12 protein-coding genes are annotated in these 15,299 nt (G+C 61.8%); 10 read left to right on the top strand and 2 right to left on the bottom strand.

Annotated features, from left to right (window positions below):
* Positions 1-38: 38 nt before the first annotated feature.
* A complete protein-coding gene (locus tag ACE2AA_RS08230; RefSeq protein WP_141300651.1) occupies positions 39-1,340 on the bottom strand; it encodes an MFS transporter in 1,302 nt (433 codons plus the stop codon).
* 30 nt (positions 1,341-1,370) lie between these two features.
* Positions 1,371-2,762 carry a C4-dicarboxylate transporter DctA gene (gene dctA, locus ACE2AA_RS08225; protein ID WP_141260675.1) on the bottom strand — a complete coding sequence of 464 codons (1,392 nt, stop codon included), beginning with the start codon at positions 2,760-2,762 and terminating at the stop codon, positions 1,371-1,373.
* Between the two features lie 241 nt (positions 2,763-3,003).
* On the opposite strand from dctA, the gene ACE2AA_RS08220 reads away from it, so the two are divergent.
* The 10 genes from ACE2AA_RS08220 (at position 3,004) to rplL (ending at position 15,283) form a co-directional block, all read left to right on the top strand.
* Positions 3,004-4,344, top strand: coding sequence for a DNA recombination protein RmuC (locus ACE2AA_RS08220; protein WP_395372038.1), 1,341 nt, complete (start codon positions 3,004-3,006; stop codon positions 4,342-4,344).
* A 55-nt stretch (positions 4,345-4,399) separates the two neighbouring features.
* Positions 4,400-5,137 (top strand): response regulator transcription factor, encoded by a 738-nt coding sequence (locus tag ACE2AA_RS08215; RefSeq protein WP_141260673.1) that lies wholly within the window; start codon positions 4,400-4,402, stop codon positions 5,135-5,137.
* Positions 5,127-6,524 (top strand): HAMP domain-containing sensor histidine kinase, encoded by a 1,398-nt coding sequence (locus ACE2AA_RS08210; protein WP_141260672.1) that lies wholly within the window; start codon positions 5,127-5,129, stop codon positions 6,522-6,524. The genes ACE2AA_RS08215 and ACE2AA_RS08210 overlap by 11 nt, the downstream gene beginning before the upstream one ends.
* A gap of 141 nt (positions 6,525-6,665) precedes the next feature.
* Positions 6,666-9,854 carry an efflux RND transporter permease subunit gene (locus ACE2AA_RS08205; RefSeq protein WP_395372036.1) on the top strand — a complete coding sequence of 1,063 codons (3,189 nt, stop codon included), beginning with the start codon at positions 6,666-6,668 and terminating at the stop codon, positions 9,852-9,854.
* The gene (locus ACE2AA_RS08200; protein ID WP_141260670.1) at positions 9,851-11,137 is read left to right on the top strand and encodes an efflux RND transporter periplasmic adaptor subunit; all 1,287 of its coding nucleotides are present in this window, start codon (positions 9,851-9,853) and stop codon (positions 11,135-11,137) included. Before ACE2AA_RS08205 ends, ACE2AA_RS08200 begins: the two co-directional genes overlap by 4 nt.
* The gene (locus ACE2AA_RS08195; protein ID WP_395372034.1) at positions 11,134-12,756 is read left to right on the top strand and encodes an efflux transporter outer membrane subunit; all 1,623 of its coding nucleotides are present in this window, start codon (positions 11,134-11,136) and stop codon (positions 12,754-12,756) included. The genes ACE2AA_RS08200 and ACE2AA_RS08195 overlap by 4 nt, the downstream gene beginning before the upstream one ends.
* Positions 12,757-12,868: 112 nt before the next feature.
* Positions 12,869-13,303: a 50S ribosomal protein L11 gene (gene rplK, locus ACE2AA_RS08190; protein WP_141260668.1), complete on the top strand. Its 435-nt coding sequence runs from the start codon at positions 12,869-12,871 to the stop codon at positions 13,301-13,303.
* 5 nt (positions 13,304-13,308) lie between these two features.
* The gene (gene rplA / locus ACE2AA_RS08185) at positions 13,309-14,004 is read left to right on the top strand and encodes a 50S ribosomal protein L1 (RefSeq protein WP_141260667.1); all 696 of its coding nucleotides are present in this window, start codon (positions 13,309-13,311) and stop codon (positions 14,002-14,004) included.
* A 285-nt stretch (positions 14,005-14,289) separates the two neighbouring features.
* Positions 14,290-14,808 carry a 50S ribosomal protein L10 gene (gene rplJ / locus ACE2AA_RS08180; protein WP_141260666.1) on the top strand — a complete coding sequence of 173 codons (519 nt, stop codon included), beginning with the start codon at positions 14,290-14,292 and terminating at the stop codon, positions 14,806-14,808.
* A 100-nt stretch (positions 14,809-14,908) separates the two neighbouring features.
* On the top strand, positions 14,909-15,283 hold the full coding sequence (gene rplL / locus ACE2AA_RS08175; RefSeq protein WP_141260665.1) for a 50S ribosomal protein L7/L12: 375 nt from the start codon (positions 14,909-14,911) through the stop codon (positions 15,281-15,283).
* The last annotated feature ends 16 nt before the right edge of the window (positions 15,284-15,299 follow it).

Raw genomic sequence — 15,299 nt, 5'->3', positions numbered from 1 at the left:
CAAAAACTTTTATCAATTATGTATTTTGGAACAGTCTTTTAGTGTTCCTGCGTGATGCGGTCATGCCCGGGCAAAAGGAACAGCACGGTCAGCAGCGAACAGGCGATGCAGCCGGTCACGTACCAGTAAAACAGCCCTTCATGCCCGATCTGCTTGAACCACAGGGCCACGTATTCCGCCGTGCCGCCAAAGACCGAAACGGTCAGCGCATAGGGTAGCGCCACCCCCAGCGCGCGGATGCGCGTGGGGAACAGTTCGGCCTTCACCACCGCGTTGATGGAGGTATAGCCCGAAATCCCGATCAGTGCCGCCGTCACCAGGCCAAAAGCCGCCAGCGGGGAATGCACGCTTGATAGTGCCTGCATGAGCGGCACGGTCGCAATACAGCCGATAATGCCGAACGACAACAGCAGCCGCCTGCGGCCCACCCGGTCCGACAGCGCGCCAAAGGCGGGCTGGACCATGGCGAATACCACCAGTGACGCGGTGGAGACCAGCGTGGACTGTTCCTTGGTCAGTCCGGCGGTATTCACCAGATATTTCTGCATGTAGATGGTGAAGGTATAGAATGCGACGGTGCCCCCCAGCGTCAGGCCGCATACGCCCAGCACCTCGCGCGGGTGGCGCAGCAGCACGCGCAGGCCACCATGGGCGGTGTGGTCATGGCTGACTGTGTTGAACTGCTCGCTTTCCGCCATGCCGCGGCGGAACCACAGGATGGACAGCGCCAGCAGCGCGCCGATGGAAAACGGGATGCGCCAGCCCCATGCCCCAAGCTGTGCCGGGCTGAGCAGCACGAACTGCAGGATCAGCAGTACCACAAGCGCCAGCAACTGTCCCATCACCAGCGTGACATACTGAAAACTGGCGTAAAACCCGCGCTGCGCAGGGGGAGCGATTTCCGACAGGTACGTGGCGCTGGCCCCGTATTCGCCCCCAAGGCTCAGTCCCTGCAGCAGGCGCGCGAACAGCAGTATGCACGGGGCCGCAACGCCAATGCGGTCGTAGGTCGGGCATACCGCAATGGCCAGCGAGCCTGCGCACATGGCGATGATGGAAATGCTCAGCGCCGCGCGCCGTCCATGCCGGTCCGCCATAAGCCCCATGAGCCACCCGCCCACCGGCCGCATGAGGAAGCCGATGGCGAACACCGCCGCACTGCGCAGCAGTTCGGTCGTCTGGTTGCCCTTGGGAAAGAAGGCATGGGCAAAATACATGGAAAATGCCGCATAGACGTACCAATCGTAATATTCAATCAGATTTCCGGATGAACCCGCAATAATGCTTCGTATTCTCTGCGCGGTAGTCAGCGCGCCGGTCTGGGTCTTGAAAACAGGCATGATGTGCAACCTATGGGGGCGAAAGGATCGTCAGGATGAATGGGGCAGGGAGGGGGCGGTCGGTGCGCGACTGTCGGATACGGCGTCCACTCCGGCAATGACGGGGGTATCCGCGTCCACGTCGCTGATCCGGCCTGACAGGGCCGCGGCAAGGCGGTCGGTATCCAGTGCGCCTTCCCACCGGGCCAGTACGATGGTGGCAACCGCGTTGCCGATGATGTTGGTCAGCGACCGGCATTCCGACATGAAACGGTCAATGCCAAGGATCAGACCCATGCCCGCCACCGGCACGTCGGGCACCACCGCCAGCGTCGCGGCAAGGGTGACGAACCCCGCACCCGTGACCCCGGCAGCACCCTTGGAGCTGATCATGGCGACCAGCAGCAGGCTGACCTGCTGGCCCAGACCCAGATGCACATCCGTCGCCTGTGCGATGAACAGGGCAGAAAGTGACATATAGATGTTGGTGCCATCCAGATTGAAGGAATAGCCCATCGGCACCACAAGCCCCACGACGGATGGCGCGCAGCCCGCGTTCTCCATCCGGGTCATGAGGCTGGGCAGCGCTGATTCGGATGAACTGGTGCCCAGCACGATCAGCAGTTCCTCACGCAGGTAGGCCAGCAGCGGAAGGATGCGGAACCCGTTGTATCGCGCGACCGCCCCCAGTACCACCACCACGAACAGTGCGGAAGTGGCGTAGAACGTCGCCACGAGGAAAGCGAGGTGCAGCACCGATCCGATGCCAAACCGTCCGATGGTGAATGCCATCGCCCCCAGCGCCCCGATGGGGGCGGCATACATGACCAGCCTGACCACGCCGAACACCAGCTGCGTCAGTTGCCTGAGCAGGGTCAGGATCGCATGCCCCTTCGTTCCCATGTGCGACAGGCTGATGCTGAACAGGATGGCGATCAGCAGCACCTGCAGGATATCGCCCGAAACAAAGGCGCTGACCACTGTGTCGGGAATGATGTTGAGCAGGAAGTCACTGAACGAATGCGCCTGCGCACGTGCGGTGAAGGCTGCGACCGCATGGGTATCCAGCGTTGCGGGGTCGGCATGGATATGCGCCCCGGGACGCACGATATTGGCCATGACCATGCCCACCACCAGCGCCAGCGAGGAAAAGGTCAGGAAATACACCATCGCCTTGGCTGCCAGCCGCCCCGCCTGTCCCAGGTCGGACAGGCTGGCCACCCCCGTCACCACCGTCAGGAAGATGACCGGCGGGATCACCATCTTGACCAGGCGGATGAAGCCATCGCCCAGCGGTTTCAGCGTCACGGCCACATGCGGGCAGAAATATCCCAGCACGATGCCCACCACCACCGCGATGACAACCTGCGCATACAGGCTGCGAAACAGGGATCCGCGCCGCGCCGGTCGGGCTTGCGGGCAGGTCTGCGTTTCCTCGGGCATGGTGGATGGGTCCTCAAGAACGGTTCGGTTTCCGGCACCGCGAACGGGCGGGGTGAAGGCATGCCGGGGCACGCTAGTGGGTTTTGGCGCCGTGCGAACCTGAAAATCAGGTGAGAGGCGGATCATTACGGTCGCTGCATATCACGGTTGCCAGATATTCCAAAAAAACATGATGGGTTTACATCCCCTGCATTACAGGGCACGGACATGTTTTGTTCTTTCTGATGGGAAATCATCCGCCATGTCCGATATGTCCGCATCGCCCGTTTTGTGGATCGGAATGCTGCTGGCCGCCGTATCGTGCCTGTTGTCCCTGATCGTGCTGCGCCGCCTGTCCCTTATGGCGGGGCAGGGCGGGGATACGGACATGCTTGCGCGACTATGCGTGATGACGGAACGCGAGACCGCCGCCCGGGTGGCGGAAAACGAGGCCCAGCGCGCCCGCATGGCGGAAATCGAACGCGCGCTGTCGACACGGCTGGACCAGCGCCATCAGGAAATGACCGAAACCTTCAACCGCATTGCCCGCATGATGGGCCGCGACCTTGCGGAAATGCGGGTAACGCAGTCCGAGACCCTGCGCGAAATGGCGGAGGAGGGCAGGCGGCAGGGCGATGAACTGCGCGCCGCCGTGAATGAACGCCTGCATCAGGCGGTGGAAAAACAGATGCAGACATCCTTCCAGCGCGTGCTTGAACAGATCGGCGCAATGCAGAAGGCGATGGGCGAGGTCTCGGCCATGACCGCGCAGGTGGGGGATCTCAAGCGCCTGTTCGCCAACGTCAAGACGCGTGGGGGCTGGGGCGAATCCCAGTTGCGCAGCATCCTTGACGACGTGCTGCCCGAAGGTGCGTACGAGACCAACCGCCGCCTGCGCGAGGATGGTCGCGAGGTGGTGGAATTCGCCGTGCGCATGCCGGTGCGCGCCACCGTGCCGCCGGTGCTGGCCATTGATTCCAAATTCCCGACCGAAGCCTATGAACGCCTTCTGCAGGCGGTTGAGGACTGTAACCCGGACGCCGAACGCGCAGCCCGCCGCGCGCTGGAAACCACCCTGCGGATCGAGGCGCGCAAGATTGCGACCAAATACATCGTCCCGCCCGTGACGGTTGAATTTGCCGTCCTGTACCTGCCCACCGACGGGCTGTATGCGGAGGTCGCGCGGATTCCCGGCCTGCTGGATGAAATCGGCCGGACCTATCGCGTCATCGTGATGGGGCCGGGTCTCATGCCCGCCATGCTGCGCACCATCCACCTTGGTTACGTGACACTGGCGCTGGAACGGCGCACGGATGACATCGCACGCCTGCTGGGCGCCACGCGGCAGGAGATGCTGCGCATGGACGGGGTGCTGGAAAAACTGGCCCGCAATGCATCGGCCATGTCATCCTCCATTGACGAAGCGCGCAGGCGCACGGGCCTGGTGACCCGCAGGCTGCGCGAACTGGATGTGGATACCCGCGCAGCTCCTGCCGGGGATGATGGCGCGCCCACGGCTCCAGCCACGGGCGATGGTGTCGGGGGACAGGCCGACATGGCGCCGTCATGGTCGCGCGAAGGGGCGGCCGGGCGCGGGATGTAGCTGAAAACGATTTTAATTGGCCCTGTTCCGGCACGCCCTGCATAAAGGAGGGATGATGAGTGTTCCGTCCGAAACCCACCGTCCTGAAACCGTTCCCGTTTCGCCTGCGGGCGGGGCCGCGCCGCGCGTCCTGCTGGTGGAAGATGACAGCAAGATCGCGCAGGAGGTGGTGGAGGAACTCGAAAGCCGCCATTTCCATGTCCAGCATGAGGAATCAGGCGCTGCCGGTCTGGCGATCGGGCTGAATGCGCATTTCGATGTCATGATCGTGGATCGCATGCTGCCCGAACTTGATGGCCTGACGCTGATCGAGACCCTGCGTGAGCGCAGGGTGCATGTGCCCGTTCTGGTACTGTCTGCCCTGTCGGCGGTGGATGACCGGGTCAGTGGGCTGAAGGCGGGGGGCGATGACTACCTGACCAAGCCGTTCGCGATGGAGGAACTGGCCGCGCGGCTGGAGGCGCTGCTGCGCAGGCCCGACAATTCACGCCATACCATGCTGCGTGTCGGCCCGCTTGAAATGGACCTGATCGAACGCACGGTCACGCGCAATGGCGTGCCGATCGACCTGCTGCCACGTGAATTCCGGCTGCTGGAATACCTCATGCGCCGTCCGGGGCAGGTGCTGACACGCAACATGCTGCTGGAAGATGTCTGGAATTACCGCTTCATCCCCCAGACCAACCTTGTGGACGTGCATATCGGCAAGCTGCGTCGCAAGATCGATGAAAGCGGCAAGCCCCCCCTGATCCAGAGCATCCGGGGCGCGGGGTTCATGCTGCGTGCTTCGTAACGAACTGTTCCGGACCGCCACCTTCCGCCTGACTCTGGCGGTGGTGGCGGCGATGATCTGTTCGGCGGCACTGCAGTTCTTTTTCGGTTACAGTCAGGCCAGCGTGTTCGAGGCCCGGCGGTCCGACATGCTGCTGCTGCGCGAAGCCAGCATCCTGCAGCGCGAAACTCCATCCGAGCTTGAACAGCAGGTGCGCGACCGTGCCACCGATGACCTGCGCATCATCATGAACGTCACCACGCTGTTTGACGCACAGCAGCATTATATCGTGGGTGACCTGCGCAACTGGCCCACCGGGCTGGTGGCAGACGGGCATGTACATGTCATCGAACCCGAGGCGATGGGCGGCGGGTCCGCCACCGTGCTGCGCATGGTGGCGGTGCATGTGCGGGGAGGGCGGTACCTGGTGCTGGGTCGCAGTCGGCACATGCGTACCGAACTGCGGCTGATGATGCGGCATTCCATGCTGGTTTCGATCGTGCCGACCGTCCTGTTTGCGCTGATGACCGGCATCATCCTCAGCCATCGGGCGCTTTCGCGGGTCAAGGACATGCATGAGGCGATTGATCGCATCATGGAAGGCGACCTGCATGAACGCCTGCCGGCGGGAAAGCAGAATGATGACCTCCAGCGCCTTGCAGGTAGCGTCAACCGTATGCTGGACCGGCTGGAACAGCTGCTGGATGAAATACGCGACGTGGGCAACGACATCGCCCATGACCTGCGCACGCCACTGGCGCGCGTGCGTGCGCGCCTTGATCGCGCGCTGAATGCCGACCATTCGGCCGAAGCGCTGCGCAATGTCATTTCCCGCACCATAGATGACCTGGACCAGTCCTTTTCCATCATCACCGCCCTGCTGCGCATTGGCGAGATCGAGAACGGCCGCAGGCGCGCGGGTTTCGGTACGGTTGACCTGGGCGCGCTGGTGGCCGATATCGTGGATCTGTATGAACCCATAGCCGAAACCAAGGGTATCATCCTGTCATATGTGGGCGCGGATACGCCGATACGGGTGCAGGGGGACAGGGACTTGCTGATCGAGGTACTGGCCAACCTGGTGGACAACGCCGTCAAATTCACGCCCGAAGGTGGCCGGGTTGAAATCCGCACCCGCATGAGTGGCGATTGTGCACTGCTGCAGGTTGCCGATACCGGAATCGGCATCCCGGCGGGGGAACGCAAGGCGGTCATGGGACGTTTTTACCGTTCGGACAAAAGTCGCCACATTCCTGGCAGCGGACTTGGGCTGAGCCTGGTGTCGGCCATCCTCGCGCTGCATCACGCGCGGCTCGATATCATGCCGTCGCGTGTGCATGACAGCCTGCCGGGGGTGACAATGGGTATCATTTTCCCACCATCGACCTTGATTCAGGCTGGAAACTAAATTGAAATTTCATTTGCCACCCGTCGTGCCACCGTTAACACCGGAAGGACAGACGGGGAGACGAGATATGTACGAACACCACCTGTCCCGGCCCGGGTCCGCGGAAGGTCAGCCGACCGGGCGGAGGGAAACAGGCCACGCATGAACGGTATCGTTGTTACCGCGCTCAAGCGGCCCTATACTTTCGTCGTCCTTTCCATCCTGATTGTCGTATTCGGTGTCCGTGGGCTGCTGCGCACGCCAACCGACGTATTTCCCAGCATCAACATTCCCGTCGTCGCGATCTGCTGGACCTATACCGGCCTCATGCCCGAAGACATGTCCGGCCGTGTCGTCTATTATTACGAACGCGCCCTGACCGCGACGGTCAACAATATCGAACATATCGAAAGCCAGTCCTATTACGGACGTGGCATCGTGAAGGTGTTCTTCCAGCCCGGCACCGATACCGCCGTGGCGCAGACGCAGATCACCTCCGTCTCCCAGACCGTCATCAAACAGATGCCCGCCGGCATGACGCCACCGCTGGTGCTGACCTACAACGCATCATCCGTGCCGGTGCTGACGCTGCAGGTCTCATCCGATTCCATGACGGCGTCGCAGATCTATGACATGTCCTCCAACCTGATCCGGCCTGCGCTGGTCTCGGTGGCGGGGGCAGCCATTCCCAACCCGTATGGTGGCCAGCCGGGCAATATCATGGTCGATCTGGACCAGAGCAAGCTGCTGGCCCATGGCCTGTCCGCGACCGATATCGGCAATGCCCTGGGCAAGCAGAACATCGTGCTGCCCGCCGGTGACCAGCAGATCGGCGCGTTCGACTGGATGGTCCAGACCAATGCCTCGCCCGAGGAAATCGACAGTTTCAACAACATGCCCATCAAGCAGGAGGGCAACTCCGTCGTATACCTGCGCGATGTGGCATGGGTACATGCCGGTGGACCGCCACAGACCAACATGGTGCTGGTCAAGGGGCATCAGGCCGTCCTGATCGTCATCATGAAAAGTGGCGATGCCTCCACCCTGTCGGTGGTCAGCGGAATCAAGGCGCTGCTGCCATCCATCGTGCGTACGCTGCCACCAGGTGTCGACATTACCGTGCTGGGTGATGCATCGACCTTCGTGAAGGAGGCGGTGCGTGACGTGGTGCAGGAAATGGGCACCGCAGCCCTGCTGACCAGCCTTGTGGTGCTGTTGTTCCTGGGCTCGTGGCGATCGACGGTCATCATCGCCACTTCCATCCCGCTGGCCATGCTGTGTTCGGTCATCGGGCTGGGCATGGCGGGGCAGACCATCAATGTCATGACGCTGGGTGGCCTTGCGCTGGCGGTCGGTATTCTGGTTGATGATGCGACCGTCATGATCGAAAACATCGACGCCCACCTTGAAATGGAAAAGGATCTGGAAACGGCCATCATTGATGCCGCCAACCAGATCGTTATCCCCACCTTCGTGTCCACATTATGTATCTGTATCGTGTGGATGCCGCTGTTTCAGCTTACGGGTGTCGCAGGCTGGCTGTTCATGCCCATGGCCGAAGCCATCATCTTCGCCATGATCGCGTCTTTTATCCTGTCGCGCACACTGGTGCCGACCATGGCCAAATATATGCTGGCGGCACAGGTCGCGGCCCATGCGGCGGCCAGAGCGGCGGGCGGGCATCAGGAACCACGCAATATCTTCGGTCGCTTCCAGCAGGGGTTTGAACGGAAATTCATTGCCTTTCGCAACCGTTACCGCGCCATTCTTGAACACCTGATCAGCATACGCGGGCGGTTCGTGCCGATATTCGGTATCGGGGCGTTTTCATCGCTCCTGCTGCTGGTGTTCGCGGGGCAGGACTTCTTCCCCGAAATCAACTCCAATGCGCTGGCTTTGCACATGCGCGCACCGATGGGCACCAAGATTTCGGAAGCTGGCAAGATTTCCATGCTGGTGAATTACGAGATCGAACGCCTGCTGCCCGGACAGGTCGAAAATATCGTCAACAACTGCGGCCTGCCGTTCAGCCCGCTCAATCAGGCCTTCATCCCCACGCCAACCGTTGGCGCGCAGGACTGTGACCTGACCGTGACGCTGAAGAACGAGGAAGCGCCCGTCGCGAAATATCGCACGATCCTGCGCAAGGGACTGGCGGAGAAATTCCCCGGCACCGAAATCACCTTCATGCCAGCCGACCTTACGGCCAAGATTCTGAACTTCGGCCTGCCCGCGCCGCTGGATGTGCAGGTGACGGGGCGCAACCTGTACGCCAATTTCGATTTTGCCGAAAAGCTGGCGGAAAAGCTGCGCCATGTCACCGGCATTGCTGACGTGGCGGTGCAGGAACCGCTGAATACGCCTACGCTGCGCGTCAATGCGCGCCGGACCTATGCGCTGGGTACCGGCCTGACCGAAGCGGATGTTGCGAACAACGCGCTGGCTGTCCTGTCGGGCAGCGGACAGGTGGCGCCGACCTACTGGCTGGATCCCAAGACCGGGGTTTCGCATCTGGTGGATATCCAGACGCCGCTGCAGTTCCTGCAGACCATGAACGACCTTGAGACCATTCCCATCGACAAGGGCGATGGTAATCCGTCGGACAAGGCGCCACAGATATTGGGAGGGCTGAGCGATATCGTGCAGACCGGCACCCCGGGCGAGGTCTCGCACTACAACATCATGCCGGTGTTCAACATCTATGCCTCGACCGAAGGACTGGACCTCGGCGCGGTTTCCCGGCAGGTCGCCCGGGTGGTGGACAGCGTAAGCAAGGATCTGCCCGCAGGGTCGAGCCTGACCATCCGGGGGCAGGCGGAGACCATGAACGGGGCCTATACCCAGCTTATCGGTGGTCTGGCGATGTCGATCCTGCTGGTGTACCTGATCATCGTGGTCAACTTCCAGTCATGGCTGGACCCGTTCATCATCATCACGGCCCTTCCCGGCGCGCTGGCGGGCATCGCGTGGAGCCTTTTCCTGACGCATACGGCGCTGTCGGTCCCGGCGCTGACGGGAGCGATCATGTGCATGGGAACGGCGACGGCCAATTCTATCCTTGTCGTCTCGTTCGCGCGTGAACGGATGGATGTGCATGGTGATGCCCTGCGCGCCGCGATCGAGGCGGGATATGAACGTATCCGCCCCGTTCTGATGACGGCATCGGCCATGATTATCGGCATGCTGCCCATGTCGCTGAGCAATTCGCAGAACGCCCCGCTGGGCCGCGCCGTGATGGGTGGCCTGCTGGTGGCGACATGCGCAACGCTGCTGTTCGTGCCCTGCGTATTCGCCCTGATCCATTCCAGAAAGTCCAAGAAGTCCGCCGCTGGCGAAGGAGAGCACGCATGACCGCCACAGGCGAAAACCCCAGGCCACGCATGTCCGGACGTGCGCGGCTGTATGCCACCCTGGGTGGGGTTGTGGTGGCCGCCATTGTGGCCGGGGGTATCCTTGAACGCCGGATCCATGTCTCGCACCTGAAGGACATGGCGCAGGACGCGGCCATTCCCCGTGTGCAGGTGATTCTGCCGCAGAAAGGGCCGAAAACCCGCACGCTGGACCTGCCGGGCAATATCTCGGCATGGTACCAGGCGCCCATATTCGCGCAGGTCTCGGGCTATGTGCAGATGTGGTACAAGGATATCGGCGCGAAGGTGAAGGCGGGCGAAATCCTTGCCACCATCGACACGCCGGGACTGGACGCGCAGTACGCGGCATCCAAGGCCAATTTCGATGTGGCCATGGCGCGGTACAGGCTGGCCCAGATCACCGCCAAGCGCTGGCGCGCGCTGCAGGGCACGCAGGCGGTGTCACAGCAGGAAGTGGACGTCCAGGCCGCCAATGCCGAAGCCCGGCAGGCGGAGGTCGAGGCCGCCCGGCACGAAGTCTCCCGCTTTGCCGCCCTGATCGCGTTCAAGCAGATCGTGGCTCCGTTTGACGGTGTGGTGACATCCCGTCTGGCGGATGTGGGCGATTACGTGAACGCAGGCGGTGGCGATGTCTCGTCGCGTGGTACCGCCACCGAACTGTTCAGCGTGGCCGATGTGCACCGCATGCGCGTGTTTGTGTCCGTGCCGCAGGATTATGCCGACATCATCAGCCCCAAGCTGGAGGGTGACGTCTCCGTGCCGCAGTATCCGGGGCGTGTGTTCAAGGCCAGGTTCCTTGCGACCGCCAAGGCGTTCAATGCGGGCACGCGTACGGTGACGACCGAACTGGTGGTCGATAATGACAAACGTGAACTGTGGCCGGATTCATATGCGAATGTACACTTTGTCGCACCCGGTGATCCCGATATCCTGATAATCCCCGAAGGTGCTCTTGTGTTCCGCGCGCAGGGCATGCAGGTGGCGGTTGTGGACGCCGATGACCGCATACGCCTGCGTAATGTAACGGTTGGCACCAATCTGGGGACAAAAGTGCAGGTTCTGGCTGGTATCGGTCCAAAGGACCGGATTGTGAACAACCCGTCAGCGGGGCTGCTGGAAGGTCAGAAGGTCTATCTGGTCGGGGCGACGCCGGGATATAACGATGCGGGTGCGACGGCCTCGCCCGCAGTGGACAAGGGCGATGACGTCCGTGCCATGCCGGCGGGTGACAGTAACGCGGGTGATACGGGGGTGCGTCAATGAACGGCGCGCCGCGCGACCCGTCGTCCTCCATGCTGTCCCGTCGCATGCTTTCGCTGGCCGGGTGTGCCGCCATCGCAGGCACACTGGGTGGCTGCGTGGACCTGGCCCCCAAATACCATGGCCAGCATTACATGCTGCCCGACAACTGGAAGGGGGATGCCGTGGTTCAGTTCGGCACCCCGCAGGATGGTGCGGCAAGGGGGGACTGGTGGAAGGTCTTTCACGATTCCACCCTTGATGAACTGGAAGAACGTGCCAGCCACCTGAACCCGAACCTGCAGGCGGATGCGGAAGCCTTCACCCAGGCGCGGGACATCGTGGCGGAAGCGCAGTCGAACCTGTATCCGCAGATCTCGGGCGGGGCCGGAGCGTCCCAGAATCAGTCATCCAACCACCGGCTGTGGCGTGGTGCGGGATCGACCGGCCCGATCTACATGTCATCGGAACAGTATAGCGCGGCCGCGCGGTGGGAACCGGATTTCTGGTCCGCCATCCGTAACCGCAGGCGCGTGCAGCAGCGGCTGGCGCAGGCGGCGGCGGCGGATTTTGCCGTGGCGCGGCTGAGCATCCAGTCCGAACTGGCCAATGACTACATGCAACTGCGCGGGATGGATGCGCAGCACGCGGTCTATCTCGACTCGATCCGATATTACGAAACTGCCGTCAAGATCACCAAGATGCGGCAGGCAGGTGCCATTGCAGCCGGTATTGACGTATCGCGCGCCCAGACGCAGCTTTCCTCCACCCAGGCGGCGGATACGGACCTGCAGGCCCGTCGCGCCGTGATGGAGCATGCGATTGCGATCCTGGTGAACGTGACTCCGACCAGCTTCCATATCCAGCCCCGTAACCAGATTACCTTCCCCAAGGTGGCGACGCCGGTGGGTATTCCCGCCACCCTGCTGGAACGCAGACCCGACATCGCCAGCGCAGAGAGACACATGGCGGCGGCCAACCGGGCCATAGGGGTCTCGCGCGCGGCGTTCTTCCCACGTGTAACCTTCAGCGCGACAGCCGGTTTCATGGATAACGGCTTCACGCTCGATAAATTCGCCAATGGCATGTATTCCTATGCCGCGCAGGCGGTCATGCCCCTGTTCCAGGGCGGGTTGCGACGTGCGGAAGTGCAGCGCAACTGGTCGCAGTACCGGCAGGCGGAAGACCAGTACCGTGCCATCGTGCTGGATGCGTTCAAGGATGTGGAAGACGGGCTGAGCCTGACGCATGACCTCAATATAGAAGCCGTCCAGCAGGCCGAGGCCGTGCAGGCATCCATGCGCACGCAGAACATGACCATGCAGCTATATACCGGCGGCCTGACCAATTATCTGGATGTGGTGGTGGCGCAGGTCGCTGCCCTGCAGGCGCGTATCGCGGAAGTGCAGGTGGAAACCCGCTACATGCAGGCGCAGGTGGAACTGATCCGCGCGCTGGGCGGTGGATGGACCACGGCGGAACTGCCGAACAACAAGCAGATCAAGCCTTTTGATCCCATGCAGTACACACATATGCGCATGCCGCGGTCCTTCAGCGGTGTGAATGTCGATAACGGTCCCGATTCCCTGGACCTGTCGGGCAAGGGATTTCATGACGGGGACTTGACAGCCCCTTCCAAATAGCGGTAGGTGCGCGCCTCTTATCGGAACGCGGGAGGTCGCGCTTCCTGCCCATGCCGGGCAGGGGCAGGCCACCAGAACCGCGGTCCGGGTGAAACAGTCAGGAGCCCCGGATATGGCCAAAAAAATCGTTGGCTACATCAAGCTGCAAATCCCCGCCGGCAAGGCGAATCCGTCCCCGCCGGTCGGTCCGGCACTGGGTCAGCGCGGCCTGAACATCATGCAGTTCTGCAAGGAGTTCAACGCAAAGACGCAGGGTCTCGAACCCGGTATGCCGATTCCCGTCGTCATCACCGCGTATGCCGACCGTACGTTCAGCTTCATTACCAAAACCCCGCCGAACACCTATTTCCTGATGAAGGCTGCCAAGATCTCCAAGGGCAGCTCCACGGTAGGCAAGTCTGCGACGGTTGGTAAGGTCACGATCGCGCAGCTGCGCGAGATTGCCGAAACGAAGCAGAAAGACATGAACGCCAACGATATCGACGGTGCCGTGCGCATGCTGGCGGGTTCCGCCCGCTCCATGGGCCTCGACGTGGTGGAGGGCTGATTACAATGGCAAAGAACAAGCGTCTGACCGCAGCCCGCGCCGCTGTCGACAGCACGAAGCAGTATGGCCTGGATGAGGCCATCAGCCTGGTCAAGAGCAACGCCAAGGCGAAGTTTGACGAAACCGTCGAAATTTCCATGAACCTGGGCATCGACCCGCGTCATGCCGACCAGATGGTCCGTGGTCTGCTGTCCCTGCCCAACGGCACGGGCAAGACCCTGCGCGTTGGCGTGTTCGCCCGTGGTCCGAAGGCCGAGGAAGCAACGGCAGCCGGTGCCGACGTGGTTGGTGCTGAAGACCTCGCCGAAAAGGTGAAGGCTGGCGAAATCGAGTTCGACCGCTGCATCGCGACGCCGGACATGATGGCGCTGGTCGGTCGTCTGGGCAAGATCCTTGGCCCGCGTGGCCTGATGCCCAACCCCAAGCTGGGTACCGTGACCATGGACGTGAAGGGTGCGGTTTCCGCAGCCAAGTCCGGTCAGGTTGAGTACCGCGCGGAAAAGGCCGGTATCGTGCATGCAGGTGTTGGTAAGGCATCGTTTGACGAAGCCAAGCTGGCCGAAAACATCCGTGCGTTTGTGGACGCCGTCCAGAAGGCCCGTCCTACGGGTGCGAAGGGCACGTATGTGAAGAAGATCGCCCTGTCCTCCACCATGGGGCCGGGTGTGACGGTTGACGCATCCGCTTTCACTGCGGGCTGACGTCAGCTGAAGAATGACCCTGCCCTGTAAAAGGGGTGGGGGAACAGGAGATGGCGGCCTTGCCGCCATTTTCCGAACCTGTCCATGACCGGATGTGGCGCAAGCCTTGATTGCCCGCAGGGGCTGCAACCGGGAGACGGGGATTGCCGGATCGGGGCGAAAGCCCGCACTGGTTGTTCCGTTTGAAAGGACAGGCGAACCGGGATATGACCGGCACGCCGGAATATCCCAAGGGTAAACCCTACCTGTCGGCTTCAAGCTGGCAGGTGATGATGGAGACGGGATTTGGACCGTACGGAGAAGCGGGAGTTTGTTGCCTCCCTCGCAGCCGTGTTCGCTGAGACGTCCATGGTCATCGTCACCCGTAATGACGGGCTGACAGTGGCTGATGTGACGGAACTCCGGCGTCGCGTGCGTGCGGCAGGAGCTACACACAAGGTCGCGAAGAACCGGCTGGCCTCTCTCGCCCTGGCAGGGACCCAGTTCGAAGGCATCAAGCCGCTGCTGAAGGGGCCGACCGCGTTGTCGTGGGCGGATGAACCCGTGGCAGTGGCGAAGGTGCTGGTCGAGTTCGCCAAAACCAATGACAAGCTTGTTCTGCTCGGTGGATCGCTTGGTGCCCAGACGCTTAACGTCGAAAGCATCAAGGCTCTGGCCGAGCTGCCGTCCCTGGACGTTCTGCGCGCGCAGCTGGTGGGGCTTATCTCCACGCCGGCAACGCGTATCGCAGGCGTGCTGCAGGCGCCGGCCGGACAGCTTGCACGGGTTTTTGGTGCCTATGCCAAGACGGGCGAAGCAGCCTGAGACCTATGACCCGGCCCGCCGGGTTATCAATAAAATGGCATTTTCCTGAAAAACGGGATTGTGCTGTGCCAACCAGTGTATAAATTAGGAAGACCGAATTATGGCCGATCTGAACAAGATTGTTGAAGACCTGTCCGCCCTGACCGTTCTGGAAGCTGCCGAGCTGTCCAAGCTGCTGGAAGAAAAGTGGGGCGTTTCTGCTGCTGCTCCGGTTGCCGTGGCTGCTGCTCCGGGTGCGGCTGCTGGTGCGCCGGCAGAAGAGAAGACCGAATTTGACGTTGTCCTGACCAAGGCCGGCGACAAGAAGATCAACGTGATCAAGGAAATCCGCGCGATCACGGGTCTGGGCCTGAAGGAAGCCAAGGATCTGGTCGAGGGTGCGCCCAAGACCATCAAGGAAGGCGCCAGCAAGGATGAAGCCGAAAAGATCAAGAAGACCCTTGAAGACAACGGCGCTGCTGTCGAAATCAAATAAGTTGGCCAATCGGGAT

Origin of the sequence: Komagataeibacter diospyri, from assembly GCF_043995075.1 — a bacterium.
In the GTDB taxonomy this organism is placed as follows: Bacteria; Pseudomonadota; Alphaproteobacteria; order Acetobacterales; family Acetobacteraceae; genus Komagataeibacter; species Komagataeibacter diospyri.
This window is presented reverse-complemented; position numbering and strand designations above follow the sequence as displayed.